General features: G+C 59.1%; 18 protein-coding genes. 11 read left to right on the forward strand and 7 right to left on the reverse strand.

Annotated elements, in window-relative coordinates; translation table 11 throughout:
- Positions 1 to 25 precede the first annotated feature (25 nt).
- A complete protein-coding gene (gene erpA, locus ACK4FF_RS14705) occupies positions 26 to 379 on the forward strand; it encodes an iron-sulfur cluster insertion protein ErpA (protein WP_409710936.1) in 354 nt (117 codons plus the stop codon).
- A gap of 81 nt (positions 380 to 460) precedes the next feature.
- On the forward strand, positions 461 to 1,351 hold the full coding sequence (locus ACK4FF_RS14710; RefSeq protein WP_409710938.1) for an AEC family transporter: 891 nt from the start codon (positions 461 to 463) through the stop codon (positions 1,349 to 1,351).
- On the opposite strand, the gene miaA is transcribed toward ACK4FF_RS14710, so the two are convergent.
- From miaA to tsaE, 4 genes are read right to left on the reverse strand one after another with little or no spacing between them, the layout of a single operon-like run.
- A complete protein-coding gene (gene miaA, locus ACK4FF_RS14715; RefSeq protein WP_409710940.1) occupies positions 1,342 to 2,310 on the reverse strand; it encodes a tRNA (adenosine(37)-N6)-dimethylallyltransferase MiaA in 969 nt (322 codons plus the stop codon). The two genes, ACK4FF_RS14710 and miaA, sit on opposite strands and share 10 nt — an antisense overlap.
- On the reverse strand, positions 2,310 to 4,247 hold the full coding sequence (gene mutL / locus ACK4FF_RS14720) for a DNA mismatch repair endonuclease MutL (RefSeq protein WP_409710942.1): 1,938 nt from the start codon (positions 4,245 to 4,247) through the stop codon (positions 2,310 to 2,312). Before mutL ends, miaA begins: the two co-directional genes overlap by 1 nt.
- Positions 4,248 to 4,270: 23 nt before the next feature.
- Entirely contained in the window at positions 4,271 to 5,671 is a 1,401-nt protein-coding gene (locus ACK4FF_RS14725) for an N-acetylmuramoyl-L-alanine amidase (protein ID WP_409710944.1), read from the reverse strand.
- The gene (gene tsaE, locus ACK4FF_RS14730; RefSeq protein WP_409710946.1) at positions 5,668 to 6,174 is read right to left on the reverse strand and encodes a tRNA (adenosine(37)-N6)-threonylcarbamoyltransferase complex ATPase subunit type 1 TsaE; all 507 of its coding nucleotides are present in this window, start codon (positions 6,172 to 6,174) and stop codon (positions 5,668 to 5,670) included. The genes ACK4FF_RS14725 and tsaE overlap by 4 nt, the downstream gene beginning before the upstream one ends.
- Between tsaE and queG the strand changes: the two genes are divergently transcribed.
- The gene (queG, locus tag ACK4FF_RS14735; protein ID WP_409710948.1) at positions 6,173 to 7,279 is read left to right on the forward strand and encodes a tRNA epoxyqueuosine(34) reductase QueG; all 1,107 of its coding nucleotides are present in this window, start codon (positions 6,173 to 6,175) and stop codon (positions 7,277 to 7,279) included. The two genes, tsaE and queG, sit on opposite strands and share 2 nt — an antisense overlap.
- A 1-nt stretch (position 7,280) precedes the next feature.
- On the opposite strand, the gene purM is transcribed toward queG, so the two are convergent.
- Positions 7,281 to 8,318, reverse strand: coding sequence for a phosphoribosylformylglycinamidine cyclo-ligase (gene purM, locus ACK4FF_RS14740; RefSeq protein WP_409710950.1), 1,038 nt, complete (start codon positions 8,316 to 8,318; stop codon positions 7,281 to 7,283).
- Positions 8,319 to 8,532: 214 nt separating this feature from the next.
- Here purM and ACK4FF_RS14745 point away from each other — a divergent pair, with 214 nt between their 5' ends.
- From ACK4FF_RS14745 to panD, 8 genes are all read left to right on the forward strand, one after another.
- Complete coding sequence (locus ACK4FF_RS14745; RefSeq protein ID WP_409710952.1) at positions 8,533 to 9,225, forward strand: HdaA/DnaA family protein; 693 nt, start codon at positions 8,533 to 8,535, stop codon at positions 9,223 to 9,225.
- Positions 9,226 to 9,232: 7 nt separating this feature from the next.
- Complete coding sequence (locus ACK4FF_RS14750; protein WP_409710954.1) at positions 9,233 to 9,898, forward strand: HAD family hydrolase; 666 nt, start codon at positions 9,233 to 9,235, stop codon at positions 9,896 to 9,898.
- On the forward strand, positions 9,895 to 11,331 hold the full coding sequence (gene pcnB / locus ACK4FF_RS14755) for a polynucleotide adenylyltransferase PcnB (protein WP_409710956.1): 1,437 nt from the start codon (positions 9,895 to 9,897) through the stop codon (positions 11,329 to 11,331). The genes ACK4FF_RS14750 and pcnB overlap by 4 nt, the downstream gene beginning before the upstream one ends.
- Positions 11,328 to 11,810, forward strand: coding sequence for a 2-amino-4-hydroxy-6-hydroxymethyldihydropteridine diphosphokinase (gene folK, locus ACK4FF_RS14760; RefSeq protein ID WP_409710958.1), 483 nt, complete (start codon positions 11,328 to 11,330; stop codon positions 11,808 to 11,810). The genes pcnB and folK overlap by 4 nt, the downstream gene beginning before the upstream one ends.
- Before the next feature lie 84 nt (positions 11,811 to 11,894).
- Complete coding sequence (locus ACK4FF_RS14765) at positions 11,895 to 12,557, forward strand: deoxynucleoside kinase (RefSeq protein ID WP_409710960.1); 663 nt, start codon at positions 11,895 to 11,897, stop codon at positions 12,555 to 12,557.
- A gap of 19 nt (positions 12,558 to 12,576) precedes the next feature.
- On the forward strand, positions 12,577 to 13,407 hold the full coding sequence (gene panB, locus ACK4FF_RS14770; protein ID WP_409710962.1) for a 3-methyl-2-oxobutanoate hydroxymethyltransferase: 831 nt from the start codon (positions 12,577 to 12,579) through the stop codon (positions 13,405 to 13,407).
- A 7-nt stretch (positions 13,408 to 13,414) separates the two neighbouring features.
- On the forward strand, positions 13,415 to 14,266 hold the full coding sequence (panC, locus tag ACK4FF_RS14775; RefSeq protein WP_409710964.1) for a pantoate--beta-alanine ligase: 852 nt from the start codon (positions 13,415 to 13,417) through the stop codon (positions 14,264 to 14,266).
- Positions 14,266 to 14,646 carry an aspartate 1-decarboxylase gene (gene panD, locus ACK4FF_RS14780; RefSeq protein ID WP_409711160.1) on the forward strand — a complete coding sequence of 127 codons (381 nt, stop codon included), beginning with the start codon at positions 14,266 to 14,268 and terminating at the stop codon, positions 14,644 to 14,646. The genes panC and panD overlap by 1 nt, the downstream gene beginning before the upstream one ends.
- Positions 14,647 to 14,684: 38 nt before the next feature.
- Here panD and ACK4FF_RS14785 read toward each other — a convergent pair whose 3' ends face one another.
- Positions 14,685 to 15,335: a hypothetical protein gene (locus ACK4FF_RS14785; protein WP_409710966.1), complete on the reverse strand. Its 651-nt coding sequence runs from the start codon at positions 15,333 to 15,335 to the stop codon at positions 14,685 to 14,687.
- A 66-nt stretch (positions 15,336 to 15,401) separates the two neighbouring features.
- Positions 15,402 to 16,409, reverse strand: a complete 1,008-nt coding sequence (locus tag ACK4FF_RS14790; RefSeq protein WP_409710968.1) for an L-threonylcarbamoyladenylate synthase — start codon at positions 16,407 to 16,409, stop codon at positions 15,402 to 15,404.
- Positions 16,410 to 16,414: the final 5 nt, after the last annotated feature.

The raw sequence follows: 16,414 nt of genomic DNA on the forward strand, positions 1-16,414 counted from the left end.
TAGTAACCTGCCAGGAAACACGATTATGGAAGCAACGACCACCGAACAAACCAGCATTCTGGTGTTCACCGATGCCGCAGCCGCCAAGGTTCGCGACTTGATCAATGAAGAAGGCAACCCGAACCTGAAGTTGCGGGTGTTTGTACAGGGTGGCGGTTGTTCCGGTTTTCAGTACGGCTTCACCTTCGATGAAGACGTGAACGAGGACGACACCACGCTTGAAAAAGAAGGGGTGACCTTGCTGATCGACTCCATGAGTTTTCAGTACCTGACCGGCGCGGAAATTGATTACAAAGAGGACCTCAATGGGGCCCAATTCGTGATCAAGAACCCCAACGCCACCACCACCTGTGGATGTGGGTCTTCATTCTCGGTGTAAACAACAATTGCACCCTGTGAAAAAGCCCACCACACTGGTGGGCTTTTTTATTGACCAAGCAGCCTGCTGCCCTGCCCACCCGTGAACCCCATTCTGCTGTTTCCTGACTTCGCGATCATCGCGCTGGGCTATGTGCTTCGGCGGACCTGGCTGCAAGCCTCCGCATGGGAGACCATTGAAAAGCTGGTTTACTACGTGCTGTTCCCGTGCCTGTTGTTCTACTCCGTGGTCAAAAGCCCGGTGGACTTGCATGACATCGGCCTGTTTGCCTTGGGTGGCGGGGTGGTGATCGCAGGGGCTTTTCTCGCGGGGGCCATTCCCTGGCTGTGGAGCCGCATGGGCCGGGTGGAGTTCGCTTCGGGTTTGCAGATTGCTTATCGTTTCAACTCATACATTGCCCTGGCGCTGGTCAGCCGGGTAGCCGGGCAGGAGGGCGTGGCCAACATGGCCATGCTGCTGGCGGTGGGTGTGCCCTTGTGCAACATCCTGGCCGTGGCCACCATGAGCCAAGGCAGTGGTGTGCAAGCCTTCAAGGACATGCTGAAGAACCCGCTGATTCTGGGCACAGTGCTGGGCATTGTGGCCAAATGGTTTGGGTTGCCCATCCCCCAGGCATTGATGCTGACGCTGGACCGGCTGGCTCAAGCGGCGGTGTCGCTGGGTTTGTTGGCGGTAGGTGCGGGCCTGATGTTCTCGGGCTTGCGGGGCAACTGGGTGGTGTCAGTCTGGTGGCTGGCTGTGCGCCTGCTGGGTGCGCCTGTGTTGGCGGTGCTGTACGCCAAAGCTGCAGGGCTGCCCGCAATGCAAACCACTGTGCTGCTGGTGTTTTCGGCCATTCCGTCGGCATCCAGTGCGTACATTCTGGCAACGCGCATGGGTGGGAATGCTGCGCTGGTGGCTTGCCTGATTTCCCTGTCCACCGTTGGCGCCGCATTCACCTTACCACTGGTGTTTGCCTGGTTTCACCCTTGAAGCACGCGGGTCACCGCAGCATCCAGCCAGGGTTTGGCTTGGTTCAGCCAATTGGCCTGAAAAGGATCCACAACAGCCTTGTGCTGGGTTGACCGCAGCCAGGTGATTTGGCGTTTGGCCAATTGGCGGGTGGCAGCCACCCCTTGGGCCACCAGTTGGCCGTAGCCCACCTCGCCATCCAAATACGACCACACCTGCCGGTAGCCCACGCAACGCACGGAGGGCATGGACACATCCAACACGAAGCGTTGGCGCAAGGCCTGTACTTCGTCAATCAGCCCCTGATTCAACATTTGCTCGAAACGGGTTTGAATACGGCGGTGCAGTTGGCTTCGGTCGTCTGGTTCCAGTGCAAGCACCGGAAACTGCAAGGCGGGCTGTTGCTCACGCTGATGAAAGGCTGACAAAGGCTTGCCTGTGATGCGATACACCTCAAGGGCCCTCTGCAATCGCTGCGAATCGTTGGGTTTCAGGCGTTCGGCCGATTGCGGGTCCACCTCGGCCAGCACACCGTGCACATGGGGCCAACCATACTCGGCGGCCATGGCTTCAATGTCAGCGCGAATTGCAGGGTCGGCAGGAGGAAGGTCATCCATGCCGCTAATGAGGGCTTTGAAGTACATCAAGGTGCCACCCAGAATCACAGGCGCTTTGCCCCGGGCTCGAATGTCCTGAATCAGGTGATGAGTGTGCGCCAGAAAGTCGGCCACACTGAAGGTTTGGTCGGGGTCGATGATGTCAACGAGGTGATGGGGCACCAGCGCCAGCTCCGCTGGCGTGGGTTTGGCAGTGCCGATGTCCATGTGGCGGAACACCAAGGCTGAATCCAGGCTGATAATTTCAATGGGATAGCCTTGCTCAGCCAACCACAGCCCCAATGCGGATTTTCCGCTGGCCGTGGGGCCGATGATGGCCACCGCAGGCAGGTCCAGCGCGGGGTGCAGGCTGAGGGCATTCATCACTGCCCCCGCAAAAACCATTTGTCCATGTCGGCCATGGAGAACAAACGCCAAGTTGGGCGCCCGTGGTTGCATTGGTCTGAACGCTCAGTGCGCTCCATGGCCCGTAACAGGGCGTTCATTTCCGTGAGGCTCAACTTGCGGTTGGCCCTGACTGCGGTGTGGCAGGCAAGGCCCGCCAGCCATGCATTGCGTTGTCGCTCCAGCACATGGGCGACGCCGTAGGTTTGGAGGTCGGACAACCATTGTTGAATGAGCGTTGACAAGTCCTGCCCAGCCAGCACGGTGGGCACGGCGCGAATGGCCAACTCCTGAGCCGAAAGCAGGCAAAGCCTGAAGCCAAACTGCGCCCACAGGGTTTCGCCCTGCTCCACTTCCCCTGACAGGCGAGGATCGATTTGTACGATCAACGGCACCAGCAGTTCTTGCGAGGGAATGCGTTGCTGCTGGTCCAGCGACTGCTTGAACTGTTCGTACAACACGCGCTCGTGGGCGGCGTGCATGTCAACCACGACCATGCCATCGGGCCGCAAAGCGAGAATGTACACGCCATGCACTTGGGCCAGGGCCTGCCCCAAGTATTCCTCGGGGCGCTCTGTGTCCGTGGTGTCGGGCTGCGTGCCCGCGGTGGCATGACTGGCCGACGCTTGGGCCAAGGCGGGTGTGGCCCAGCCATCGAGTTTGGCCAGCGCCTCGGGCGTGGCTTGAATCACTGGCTTGGCCTGCACGCCTTGCTGACTGGCCTGGGGCGTCAATGGCGCATAGGCTGACAGGTAGGCCCCCAAATCTTCGCTGGCGAAAGGCAACACACCTGCCTTGGGAACTGCGGTGGGTGTGGTGTTGTAGGCCGTGTGGGCCGCGCTGCTGGAGCGCCAACTGGCCCCCTGATTCATGGGCTGTTCTGCAGCCACTTCTTGGGGCGATTGGCTAAGCGGTACCACTGCCCTGGACGGGGCCAAAGTGGCTTGTATGCAATGGCGCACCCATTGATGTATGGCCCGGGCGTTGCGGAAGCGAACCTCGGTTTTGGCGGGGTGCACATTCACGTCGACCTCGGTGGGAGGCAGTTGCAGAAACAGCACGAAAGCCGGAAATTTGTCGCCATGAAGCACGTCTTCATAGGCCGACCGCACGGCGTGGTTGATGAGCTTGTCTTTGACAAAACGGCCATTGACATAAAAGTACTGCACATCTGCACGCCCACGCGCTGCATCAGGCAAGCCCACCGCACCATGCAAGCGCAAGTCGCCTTGGGCCATGTCCATGGGTTTCGAGCGGCCTTCGGCCAGCACATCAATCAGGTTGAACAAGCGGGCGCTCCACGCCATGGCCGGGTAGCGAGCGTGCAATTTGCCATCGCGATACACCAGCCAAGTGACGTCCGGATTGGCCAGCGCCATGCGCTTGATGACGTCCAGACAGGTGAAAAACTCGGTCTGTTCCGACTTCAGAAACTTGCGCCGGGCCGGTGTACTGAAATACAGCGACTGCACATCCACGGTGGTGCCCAGCCCGTTGGAGGAGGGTTCAACAACCCATCCACCGGTCTGGTTCTGTATGGTGTACGCGCAGGCCTGCCCTGCGGGATAACTGCTCAATGCAAACTGGCTGACTGAGGCAATGGATGCCAAAGCTTCGCCCCGGAAACCGAGGCTTGCGACCTGCTCCAGATCGTCCAGATTCTGGATTTTTGACGTGGCGTGGCGGGTCACCGCCAAGGCCAGTTGATCCTGAGGAATGCCCGAACCGTTGTCCTGAATGGCGATGCGCTGAATACCGCCGCCGTCGATGCGGACGGTGATTTCTGTTGCACCCGCATCCAGGGCATTTTCAACCAGCTCTTTGACCACGGAAGCGGGCCGGTCAACCACCTCGCCTGCGGCGATCTGGCTGATGAGAACATCGGGAAGTTGAGCAATGGCGCGGGGCGAAGTCATGCCCCCATTATACGGGGCGAGCCTTAGGTGATACGCCGTGCCACCGGTGGATTCTTGGCGAAATACTGCGCAATGCCCTGGGCTATGGCCTGGGCAATTTTGCGCTGGTGGTTGGGGTCATTCAATTTCCGCTCTTCATCCGGGTTACTGATGAAGGCCGTTTCCACGAGAATGGACGGAATATCGGGCGCTTTCAACACAGCAAACCCTGCCTGCTCGACGCGTGGCTTATGCAATTTGTTGATGCGGCCAATCTTGCCCAACACCGCATCGCCCAGCTTCAGGCTGTCGTTGATCTGGGCGGTGGTGGAGAGGTCCAGCAGCACTTTGGCCAATTGGTTGTCGGTGCCTTTGATGTTGACACCACCAATCAGGTCCGACGCATTTTCTTTGTTGGCCAACCAGTTGGCTGCGGTGCTGCTGGCACCGCGTTCAGACAACACAAACACCGAGGAACCACTGGCCGACTGTTTGATGAAGGCGTCGGCGTGCACAGACACAAACAGGTCGGCATTGACACTGCGGGCCTTCTGGACCCGCGTGCCCAAAGGCACGAAAAAGTCGCCGTTGCGGGTCAACATGGCGCGCATGCCGGGAATGTTGTCCAGTTCTTCTTTGAGCAGTTTGGAGATGGCCAGCACCACGTGTTTTTCGTAAGAACCGCCGCTGCCCACCGCACCCGGGTCTTCACCGCCGTGACCAGGGTCGATGGCCACCGTGATGACGCGCTTGACTTCCAGAGCCTGCTTGTCGCTGCGCTCGGCTTTTGGGGTATTGGGTTTGTTCTCAACCTTGGGGTCGGGCTTGCTCTCGGCGACTTCGGTTTTGGCCGTGTCGCGGGCAGGTTCGCGCGCCTTGCCACTGGCCGGGCTTGATTTACTGTCGGCCTCCGCCTGACGAAGGATTCGCGCGATTTCATCGTCTTTGTGGCTGCCCGATGAGGCATTCGACTCGCGGTCAGCGCCTTTGTCCAGCAAACCCAGCAGCGGGTCCACGGGCTTCTTGGGGTAGAAATCAACCACAAACCGGTTTTTGTATTCGGCCACGGGCTCGATGGTGAACACTTCAGGCCGCACCTCCGACTTCAGGTCGAAGACGATTCGAACCGTGGACGCGTCGTACTGCCCCACGCGGATTTGCTGAACATAAGGGTCATCCGCCTTCAAACGCGCAGTGAGGTCTTTGAGGGTTTTGTCCAGACGCATGTCCAGAATGTCGACCACCATGCGGTGTGGGCTTTCGACCAGAAAATGCCGGGTTTTCAGTGGGCCATGATGCTCGAGTGTGACCCGGGTGTAATCGTCTGCAGGCCACAAGCGCACATCGACAAAGCGCACCTGCCCCACCGCCCAAGCGCCCACCGGCACCAGTTGCAGCAGCAGACCGCCCGTGGCGGCTTTCAGCAAGTTACGACGTGTATTCATTCCTTGGCATCCAGCAATTCAAATCGGTTCAAGGTGTCCAAGCCTGTCGGCGTGTGGGCGCTCAGCGTGATTTGCCGAGCGGTCAGCACTTCAGGTTGAGCCTCGTTGATGGGCGCGTAAGCGAGGTGCAACAGGAGGTCTGCCGGGGGCAAGACGCCTGCCGCTTTCTCAGGCCACTCCACCAAACACAGGGCATGTTCCTCGAAATTGTCCCTGAACCCTGATTCTACCCATTCATTCTGATCGAAGAAGCGATAAAAATCAAAATGATAGACAGAATAACTCGAGAATGCGTAAGGTTCAACCAACGCATAGGAGGGGCTTTTGATCGGCCCCTGCACACCCAATGCCCGTAAAAAGGCCCTGACCAGTGCCGATTTACCAGCGCCCAATGGGCCGCTGAGGTACAGCCGCAGCGGGGCCTGACTGACCCGAGCCAGCTTTTCCCCTACACTACGGGTGCAGCCCTCATCGGGGCAGAATCTTTGTACTGTCTTGAGCATGTCAGGGTCGGAAACTCAACATTGGCAATTGATACAACGGCTTGCCCAGCGGCACGGCCTACATTGCATGGGGGTCAGTGACACGGATTTGTCCACCTGTGAACCCCACCTGCAAGCCTGGCTGGACCAAGGCATGCACGGGACCATGGGGTATATGGCGCGGCACGGCATGGCCCGCCTGGACGTGAACACCATTCTGCCCGGCGCGATCCGAATCGTATCACTGCGCATCCCCTATGTGCCCGAGTCGTTGTTGGCCGCAGACACGGAACAAGACGGCTTGAACAGCCAACTGGCGCGCGTTCAAGAGGCGCGGCAACCCTACATCAGCCTGTACGCCCGCGGGCGGGACTATCACAAGGTCATCCGCAAACGCCTTCAACAGTGGATGGACGACGTGCATGCTGAGGTGGGCCCATTGGGGTACAGGGTGACAGTGGACAGCGCCCCCACCCCGGAAGTTGAAATCGCCCGAAAGGCGGGCTTGGGCTGGCGGGGCAAGCATTCCCTGCTGGTTCACCCTCGCGAAGGGTCGATGTTTTTTCTGGCGGAAGTCTTCACCAACCTGCCTTTGCCATTGAGTGGGGAGTTTGAACAAGACCACTGCGGCACTTGTTCGAGTTGCGTGGACGCCTGCCCCACTGGCGCCATACTGCCGGGCCGCGTGGTGGATGCCCGCCGCTGCGTGTCTTACCTGACCATCGAACATGATGCGGGGATAGACCCCGAGTTGCGCAGGGGCCTTGGCACCCGTATTTATGGGTGTGACGACTGCCAGTTGGTGTGCCCGTGGAACAAATTCACCCGCCCGGCGGTGCATGCCGACTTCAATGCGCGCCCCCACATGAACGAGCCCGACTGGGCCACCCTGATGTGCTGGACGGAGGCTGATTTTCTGAAACACACCGAAGGCAGCGCCATCCGACGCATCGGCTTTTGGCGCTTTCAGCGCAACCTGGCAGTGGCAGCGGGGAACGCGCAGGGGGAAAAGGCCCAACTGCTTGAGCTGACAGGCCTATTGGACGCCATGAAGGCCGGGGCTGACGAGGTGCTGCTTGAACACATCGCCTGGGCCCAGGCCGAATTGAATCAACGAATGGCGTGAATCAGGCTGGGCGCACAATGGTTTGAGCTTCGCCTTCCGCACGCTGGCGGATTTGGCCAATGCGGTAGGGTTGCTCACCTTCGGCACGCAACAAGTCAACGGCGGCATCGGCTTGGGCCGCGGGCACCACCAACACCATGCCGATACCGCAGTTGAACACGCGATTCATTTCGTCGAACGGCACTTGACCATTGGTTTGCAACCACTTGAAGAGGTCGCTTTCAGGCCAGGCGCTGCGTTGCAGTTCGGCGGTCAGGCCTTCGGGCAGCACTCGGGGAATATTCTCGACCAAGCCACCACCAGTGATGTGGGCCAAGGCATGCACAGGCAAGCTGCGAATCAGCTTGAGCACAGGCTTCACATACATGCGGGTTGGGGCCATGACGGCTTCACGCAGCGTGACACCGTCGCAGGCCTGGTTCAGATCGGGCTGAGCACGCTCGATGATTTTGCGCACCAGCGAAAAACCATTGGAATGCACACCATTGGAAGCCAGGCCGATGACCACGTCACCGGCAGCCACTTTGCTGCCATCAATGATTTCGGATTTCTCGACCACTCCAACGGCAAAACCGGCCAAATCGTATTCTCCTTCGGGGTACATGCCGGGCATCTCGGCAGTTTCGCCGCCGATCAATGCGCAACCAGCCTGCTCACAACCCAAGGCGATGCCGCCAACCACGCTGGCGGCGGTTTTCACATCCAGCTTGCCGCAGGCAAAATAATCCAGGAAGAACAGGGGTTCTGCGCCCTGTACGAGAATGTCATTGGCACTCATGGCCACCAAATCGATGCCCACGGTGTTATGGATGTTCCATTCAAAGGCTAAGCGCAGCTTGGTGCCCACGCCGTCGGTACCCGACACCAACACAGGTTCCTTGTAACCCTTGGGCACTTCAAACAGCGCACCAAAACCACCGATGCCAGCCAACACGCCCGGGCGCAGTGTGCGCTTGGCCAAGGGCTTGATGGCTTCAACCAGATCGTCACCGGCCTGGATGTCCACACCGGCGTCTTTGTAGGTCAAGGGAGAATTCATGAAGGGCAATCCAAGAGTGAGTTGGGCAAACGGTGGTACGCGGTTGACAGAGCCCCAAGGGCACGCCAAGGCCGGCCAGCCTGACAAGCCTGACATTTTACCCGACTCGGGGCTCAAATTCCGTCTTTCGGGGTATTATTGTCGGCTACCTTGCCGGTTGTTTTCAGCCCGGCTCTTGCGTTGTCTTCGTCGCCCCCTGGCCCTCTGACCGTTCATGCAACAACTGCTACTTGACGTCTTTACACCGCCCAAGCCAAACCTTGGGAATTTTCTGGTGGGCCGGAATGCGCAGGTTATGCACGAATTGAGCCGGCTCGGCCAACCGGGCACATCGTCACCCCAACTGGTGTACCTGTACGGGCCGGTGGGCTGCGGAAAAACCCATTTGTTGCGCGGGCTGGCCCAAAACCTTGGGGTGACCGCACTGACAGGCACCACCCGATTTGTCTTCAAGCCTGCGCCGCAGGCACTGCTGATGGACAACATTGAAGAGTTAACGCCCTATTCACAGGTGCAGTTGTTCAATGCCTTCAACAGCGCCCTGGCCGACCGCCAGCCACCCGCGATCGTGCTGTGTGGTGAACAGGCCCCCGCGGACCTGCCCCTGCGAGAGGACTTGCGCACACGCATTCAGGCCGGGCTTTGCCTGCGAATTCTGCCCTTGACCGACGACGAGAAGCTGACCGCCCTGCAGCACATTGCACAGGCCCGAGGCCTTGAACTCAGCCCGGAAGTGGTGGACTATGCCCTCAGGCATTTTCAGAGGGACATGGGCTCCCTGACTGCTGTCATGGACGGCCTGGACCGCTTTTCATTGGAACAACACAAACCCGTGAGCGTCAACCTGCTGCGCCACTGGATGAAACGCCGGGAAAGCCTGGTGGTTCGTGAACCCGAGATGCCTTGAGCCCAACATGAAACTTGCCCTGTTCGACCTCGACAACACGCTGCTGCCCATGGACTCTGACCATGGATGGTCTCAATTTCTGATCGACCTTGGCGTGCTGGATCGCGCTGTGTTCGAGGCCAGAAACGACCAGTTTTACGCCGATTACAAAGCAGGCACGCTCGACATTCACGCCTTTCTGGATTTTCAGTTCCAGCCCCTGAAAAACAACCCACGCAAGACGCTGGACGCCTGGCACGCCCAGTACATGGAGAAGGTGATTGGCCCCAACATTCGGCCCAGCGCAATCCGCTTGATTGAGCAGCATCAAAATGCGGGTGATGTGTGTGTCATCATCACAGCCACCAACAGCTTTATCACCACCCCGATTGCCCAGGCGTTTGGGATTGAACACCTGATCGCCACTGAACCAGAAGCCATGGATGGCGAATTCACCGGCAAAGTCAGTGGCCTGCCCTGTTTCCGTGAAGGCAAAGTCACCCGGTTGAACCAATGGCTACAATCCCAGGGCTGGCAATGGAGCGACGTCACTGCAAGCACCTTTTACAGTGACTCAATCAACGACCTGCCCCTGCTGGAACAGGTCAGCCACCCGGTGGCCGCCAACCCGGACCCCACTTTGGCCAAAATCGCCCAAACGCGGCAATGGCCCATCATCGAGCTATTCGTATGATCAAGAAATTCTTCAAGCGCCTGTTTGCCAAGCCCGGCTTAAGCCGAGACACACCCGGCACAGCGACGCACTCACACCTTCAAGGCCACGATAAAACTGGACGTTCATACTCCGTGCACAAACCCAAAATCTGGAATGTGGCCGACCACCGCATTGACCGCAGGCTGGTGAGCCACAACGCCATTCGGGTGTGCGAAACACTTCAATCCAAAGGCTACAAGGCCTTCGTGGTTGGCGGTGCGGTGCGCGACCTGCTGTTGGGCATGCGCCCCAAAGACTTTGACGTGGCCACTGACGCAAGCCCGGAACAGGTGCAGCGCCTGTTCCGCAGGGCACGCATCATTGGCCGTCGTTTCCAGATTGTTCATGTGATGTTTGGTCCGGAAACCATCGAAACCTCGACCTTCCGGGCCCTGGCGAGTTCCAGCAGCGAAGTGGATGAGCATGGGCGGGTGTTGCGCGACAACGAATTTGGCCGTCAAGATGAAGACGCCTCCCGGCGCGACTTCACCGTCAACGCCATGTACTACGACCCCACCACGGAAACGGTTTGGGACTACCACCGTGGTATGGAAGACTTGCGGGCCCGTACCCTGCGGATGATTGGCGAACCGGTGCGCCGCTACCGCGAAGACCCGGTGCGCATGCTGCGTGTGGTGCGCTTTGCAGCCAAGCTGGACTTCCGCATTGAACCTGCAACCTACGCGCCGATTGCTGAGCTGGCTGACTTGCTCAAGAATGTTCCCGCCTCGCGCCTGTTCGATGAAATGCTCAAACTGCTGATGAGCGGGTCTGCCATGGCCTGTTTGGTCGGGTTGCGCAAAGCAGGCTTGCATGGTGGTGTGTTCCCGCTGCTGGATGCCATTCTCGACCACAAGAAAGGCGAGAGTTTCCTCACCGAAGCGTTGGCGCGAACCGATCAACGGGTGAAAGATGGCAAACCGTTGAGCCCGGGTTTCCTCTTCGCCTGCTTGCTGTGGCACCTGGTGCTTGAAGACTGGGAAGTGCGCATCAAGCGCGGGGAAGTGAAGTTTCCTGCCCTGTTTGCGGCCATGGACCAAGTGCTGGCCGAGCAGGCCGAGCGCACCGCCATTCCGCGACGACTGACTGGCGACATGCGGGAAATTTGGGCATTTCAACCCCGGTTTGAAAAACGGGCGGGCAAGGCCCCTTTCAAAATGCTTGAACAGGCCAAGTTCCGCGCTGCGCTGGACTTTTTCGAACTGCGCGCCGTGGTGGGCGATGCCGACAAAGCACTGGCCCTATGGTGGCGTGAGTTTGCAGAAACCGACAACACCCACCGGCAAAGCCTGCTGGATGGGCTGCGGGGCAACGCCGAGAACCGTGGCGAGGGTGGCGACCCTGCCCGTAAAAAGCGCCGCCGCCGACGCAAACCCAATGGGGGCGGCTCTGCAACAGGCCCGGCTGAATGACTTTGGGGACCACCTGCCACCTGGGTTTGGGTGGCAACCTGGGCGACCCACATGCCCTGTTTGATGAACTGGAACGGCGCATGGCGGCTGACCCACGCGTACACGCGTTTGAAATGTCACCCCGGTACGCCAGTGCGCCTGTGGACGCCACTGGGCCTGACTACATCAATGCCGTGGCCCGCCTTCAGTGGACCGACACCCCTGAGGCCCTGCTGGCCCTGTGCATGCAACTGGAAAGCGACCTTGGGCGGGTGCGCAGCGTGCGGAACGCGCCGCGCCTGATTGATGTGGATGTGCTGCTGTTTGGCGACCAGGTGCGCAACAGCCCCGAACTGACGGTACCCCACCCGCGCCTGCACACACGGCGGTTTGTGCTGGCCCCCCTGTTGGACCTCAGCCCCGACATCGAGATTCCCGGGCTTGGCCCTGCCGCCCTCTGGTTGCCAAAAACTCAAGACCAAGTCTGCAAGCGGATTTGAGGACCGCTTCCAATTGCGGGCACCGCCCTGCGCTACACTGTGGCGCAACGCACAAGACAAACCCACGACCTCGCGGAGACCGAGTTGACGCAAGCCCAAACCAGCAATCTGGCCAGCAAATACCGGCACATTGTGATTGAAGGCCCCATTGGGGTGGGCAAGACCTCGCTTACACGTCGCTTGGCTGAACGCTTTAATGCCGAACTGTTGCTGGAAAAGCCGGACGAAAACCCGTTTCTGGACAAGTTTTACAGCGAACCGGGGCGCTATGCCCTGCCCACCCAACTGTTTTTCCTGTTCCAGCGCATCGGGCAACTGCGTGACCTGACTCAACGGGACTTTTTCGAGAACATGGTGGTCAGCGACTTCCTGCTGGATAAGGACCGGATGTTTGCCTCGCTGACTCTGGACGAAGAAGAGCTCAAGCTGTACAACCAGATCTACAGCCACCAAAGCCCGCAGACCGGCACACCAGACCTCGTGATCTACCTGCAGGCCCCGCCCGCCACACTGCTGGAGCGGGTTCAACGCCGGGCCATTTCGTATGAATTGAACATCACGGAACAGTACTTGGCGCAACTGAGCGAAGCGTACAGCCGATTCTTTTACCACTATGACGACGCGCCCTTGCTGATCGTGAACACCGAACACCTGAACCCGGTTGACCACGATGAAGACTTTGAGTTGCTGCTCAACCAGATTGAGGGCATGAAAGGTCGGCGGGAATTTTTCAACTGGTCTGAATGACAGTGCCCAGGGAGTGACCATGAGCGCCCAACCCCACGCAACCCCTGCAGCAGCCCGCAAGGCCGTGACCCTGCCCCGCCTGCTGGAGATGAAACAACAGGGCGAAAAAATCGCCATGCTGACCTGTTACGACGCCTGCTTTTCCAGCCTGCTGGACGCCAGCGGTGTGGATATTTTGCTGATTGGTGATTCACTGGGCATGGTGTTGGCGGGCATGCCGAGCACACTGCCGGTGACCATGGAGATGATGGAGTACCACACCCGCAGCGTGGCTGCCGGCAACAAAACTGCGTTTGTACTGGCCGACATGCCCTTTGGCAGTTATCAGGAAAGCCCTGAACAGGCCTACCGCAATGCAGCCCGCCTGATGGCGGCTGGGGCCAATATGGTGAAGCTGGAAGGCACCGCCTGGCTGGCCGACACCGTGAGTTACCTGACCACACGAGACATCCCCGTCTGCGCCCACCTGGGCTTGACCCCCCAGTCTGTCAGCGCACTGGGCGGTTACCGGGTTCAGGGCAAGGACGCCAAAGCGGCCAAAATCCTGAAAACCAACGCCAAAGCCATGCAGGATGCAGGCGCTCAACTGGTGTTGTTTGAACTGATTCCGGGCAAATTGGGCGCGGACATTTCACGCACCCTGACAGTGCCCACCATCGGCATTGGCGCAGGAGTTGATTGCGACGGCCAAGTGCTTGTTTTGCATGACATGCTGGATGTTTTTCCGGGTAAAAAACCCAAATTCGTCCGCAATTTCATGGATAATCAGCCCTCCATCCAGGCGGCCATTCAGGCCTACGTGGCAGCGGTCAAAAACCGCACCTTTCCTGGGCCTGAACACACCTTCTGAACACGTCATGAGACAGATTTCCTCCATCACGGACCTGCGCGACCAGCTACGCGGCCAAAACAGGACTGCTTTTGTGCCCACCATGGGTAACCTGCACGAAGGCCACATGTCGCTGATGCGCATCGCCGCCAAACACGGCGACCCGGTCGTGGCCAGTGTGTTTGTGAACCGGCTGCAGTTTGGGCCGAATGAAGATTTCGACAAATACCCCCGCACCATGGCCGAAGACGCCGCCAAACTGGAGAAGGAAAACGTCTACGTGATGTTTGCGCCCACGGAGCGCGACCTTTACCCCGAGCCCCAGGACTACCGAATCCGCCCCCCGGACGGCTTGGGCAATACCCTTGAGGGCGAGTTCCGCCCAGGGTTCTTTGAGGGTGTTAGCACCGTGGTAACCAAGCTGTTCAACTGCGTGCAGCCCAAAGTGGCCGTGTTTGGTAAAAAGGATTACCAACAGTTGATGATCATCCGGCGCTTGGTGCAACAACTGGCCATGCCCATTGAAATCATCGCAGCGCCCACGGTGCGCGACCCCGACGGCCTGGCCATGTCGTCACGCAACCGTTATCTGAATGAGACCGAACGGGCCGAAGCGCCCTTTCTGTTTCAACTTTTGAATGATCTCTCCAATCTGGTCAAATCCCGTCGCCCGAATCTGGACCTGTTGGTACAATTCGAGGCCGATTGTCGGGACCGCCTTGTTCAACGGGGCTGGAAACCAGACTACTTCGAGGTGCGCAGACAGCATGACCTGATGCGCCCCACCGATGAAAACCTGTCGACAGGCACGCCACTGGTGATTTTGGCGGCCGCAAAGCTGGGAACCACCCGCTTGATCGACAACCTGGAGATTGAGTGATGCAACGCGAAATGCTGCTTGGGAAGATCCACCGAGCCAAGGTGACCCACTGCGAACTGCACTACGAGGGTTCATGCGCCATTGATGAGAACCTGCTTGAAGCGTCCGGCATCATTGAATTTCAGCGCATCGACATTTATGTGATCGACAATGGCGAGCGTTTCTCCACCTACGCCATCAAAGGCGAACGTGGCAGCGGCATGATTTCCCTGAACGGTGCTGCAGCTCGCCGCGCGCAGAAAGGCGACTTGGTGATTATTGCCGCCTACGGCACACTGAACGATGAAGAATGCAAAACCTTCCAGCCCAAACTGGTGTTTGTTGACGACAACAACCGAATGAATGAGCAGCGCGGGCACATTCCCACGCAGCAGATGTAAAAAAGCGCCGCAAGGCGCTTTTTTTTCGCCGATGGACTTTAAGCAGGTGCGACTGTCGGCCTGGTGTACTCGGCCATGGACCGCTTGATTTCCCGGTTGACGTACCACTTGTGCACCTGAACGCCCACATAAATGGCCACGGCCAAGCCCAACACCACGCCAAGGCCGATAGGATTACTCATCGCCCCAGCCAGCGCCAGCGCACCCACGGTAATGGCGGTGATGCCCATCGCGGTTTGTAAGGCACCACGGGCTTTCATCTGGGTGTAAGCCTTTCTCAGACGCTGATAGGCCTGGCTGCCACGCTCAGCTTGAGGTTTGGCGTATTCCATGGTGCTCAGTTTGCCTGCCTTTTTTCGGGCTGACCGGTAAGACATCACACCATCCAGCAGGTTAATGGCCCCGATGGCCACTGCCCCACCGGCAAACGCCCCCATGTGCGCGGCCACGTAGGCGTTGCAGCTTGAAAAACCGGCCGCCACCTTGCTGGCCGCAGAGGTGATGGCGGCATTCAGGGTTGAATTGGTGACTGCACACACGACAAAAGCCGTGACCCCCAAAGCGCCCACCAGATTTCTCGCCAAGCGGACTGCAGGCCGGGCGAAGACTGACTTCGACTCGGTTTGAGCCTCGGGAGTATGGGCATCAAGACCATTGGCATGGGCTGTAGCTGCGCTGGGAGAAGGCATGACAATCAGGTCGAAAAAATGCAGACCCCTTTCGTCACAAACCAGAGAGAAAAAGTTCAGTCCAGCCTAGGCTGAAGCCCGCTTAAGGCGATCCGCAACCCCTTCCCACTCGGGTGTGTGGGCAGGCTGTTCGATGATCAACTGCGCATGGCCATCTTCATCGGCTTTGCGCAGAATGAGATAAAGCTGTTGGGCCACTTGGTCTGGATGATTGCTCAAGGCCAGCAGCTTGGGTTTGACCACACTGCGCACCTGAACCTCAGACACCTCGGCCAGAAAGTCATCGGTCCACCCCACGATCAGGGTTGATTGCTCGCAACGAACCCGCGATAAAGCGGGCGCATCCAGCACGTTCACTCGGGCATCAGGGCTGTAGTGTTTGTCCAATGCGCCGGACACGCGGGTCTGATCCCCTTGGGCACGCACTTGGGCAAGGTTCAGCACGGGGGTCTTTACCACCTGTTCAATCTGGCTGGCTGTGATGGCGCCCGGGCGCAAAATTGCAGGCTGATCACCGATCAAGCTCACGATGGTGGATTCGATGCCCACTCGGGGAATGTCGCCATCCAGCACATAGTCGATGCGGCCATCCAGTTCCTGCAGCACATGGGCCGCGCGGGTGGGGCTGACTTTGCCAAAGCGGTTGGCCGAAGGGGCAGCCACAGGTACCCCGACATCACGCAACAGTTCAATGGCCACGGGGTGATCGGGGCAACGCACACCCACAGACTGCTGCCCCCCAGTGACGGTGAGCGACATGCGCTCACCCTTGGGCAACACCAGCGTCAATGGACCCGGCCAAAAAGCCTGCATGAGTGCTCGGGCGTGAGGGGACAGCTCGGCCACCCAGCCGGAAAGGTCCGCGTCAGGCGCCACATGGGCAATCAGGGGGTGGTCGGCAGGGCGGCCTTTGGCCTTGAACACGCCAGCCAATGCGGATTCGCTGGTCACCGCGGCGCCCAAACCAAACACGGTTTCTGTAGGAAAGGCCACCAGCTTGCCCATGGCCAATGCCTGGGCCGCTTCAGCAATGTTGCTGTGGGTGGGTTTGAGCAGAGCGGTGCGCAGGGCCATGGCAG

The organism is Limnobacter sp., assembly GCF_046297615.1.
Classification (GTDB): Bacteria; Pseudomonadota; Gammaproteobacteria; order Burkholderiales; family Burkholderiaceae_B; genus Limnobacter.

What these genes read in the sequence shown, in the direction of transcription:
- erpA (WP_409710936.1), top strand. Translation starts at nt 26, where the DNA reads ATGGAAGCAACGACCACCGAACAAACCAGCATTCTGGTGTTCACCGAT.
- miaA (WP_409710940.1), bottom strand. Translation starts at nt 2,310, where the DNA reads ATGAATGCCCTCAGCCTGCACCCCGCGCTGGACCTGCCTGCGGTGGCC.
- mutL (WP_409710942.1), bottom strand. Translation starts at nt 4,247, where the DNA reads ATGACTTCGCCCCGCGCCATTGCTCAACTTCCCGATGTTCTCATCAGC.
- ACK4FF_RS14725 (WP_409710944.1), bottom strand. Translation starts at nt 5,671, where the DNA reads ATGAATACACGTCGTAACTTGCTGAAAGCCGCCACGGGCGGTCTGCTG.
- queG (WP_409710948.1), top strand. Translation starts at nt 6,173, where the DNA reads ATGTCAGGGTCGGAAACTCAACATTGGCAATTGATACAACGGCTTGCC.
- tsaE (WP_409710946.1), bottom strand. Translation starts at nt 6,174, where the DNA reads ATGCTCAAGACAGTACAAAGATTCTGCCCCGATGAGGGCTGCACCCGT.
- purM (WP_409710950.1), bottom strand. Translation starts at nt 8,318, where the DNA reads ATGAATTCTCCCTTGACCTACAAAGACGCCGGTGTGGACATCCAGGCC.
- ACK4FF_RS14745 (WP_409710952.1), top strand. Translation starts at nt 8,533, where the DNA reads ATGCAACAACTGCTACTTGACGTCTTTACACCGCCCAAGCCAAACCTT.
- ACK4FF_RS14750 (WP_409710954.1), top strand. Translation starts at nt 9,233, where the DNA reads ATGAAACTTGCCCTGTTCGACCTCGACAACACGCTGCTGCCCATGGAC.
- pcnB (WP_409710956.1), top strand. Translation starts at nt 9,895, where the DNA reads ATGATCAAGAAATTCTTCAAGCGCCTGTTTGCCAAGCCCGGCTTAAGC.
- folK (WP_409710958.1), top strand. Translation starts at nt 11,328, where the DNA reads ATGACTTTGGGGACCACCTGCCACCTGGGTTTGGGTGGCAACCTGGGC.
- panB (WP_409710962.1), top strand. Translation starts at nt 12,577, where the DNA reads ATGAGCGCCCAACCCCACGCAACCCCTGCAGCAGCCCGCAAGGCCGTG.
- panC (WP_409710964.1), top strand. Translation starts at nt 13,415, where the DNA reads ATGAGACAGATTTCCTCCATCACGGACCTGCGCGACCAGCTACGCGGC.
- panD (WP_409711160.1), top strand. Translation starts at nt 14,266, where the DNA reads ATGCAACGCGAAATGCTGCTTGGGAAGATCCACCGAGCCAAGGTGACC.
- ACK4FF_RS14785 (WP_409710966.1), bottom strand. Translation starts at nt 15,335, where the DNA reads ATGCCTTCTCCCAGCGCAGCTACAGCCCATGCCAATGGTCTTGATGCC.
- ACK4FF_RS14790 (WP_409710968.1), bottom strand. Translation starts at nt 16,409, where the DNA reads ATGGCCCTGCGCACCGCTCTGCTCAAACCCACCCACAGCAACATTGCT.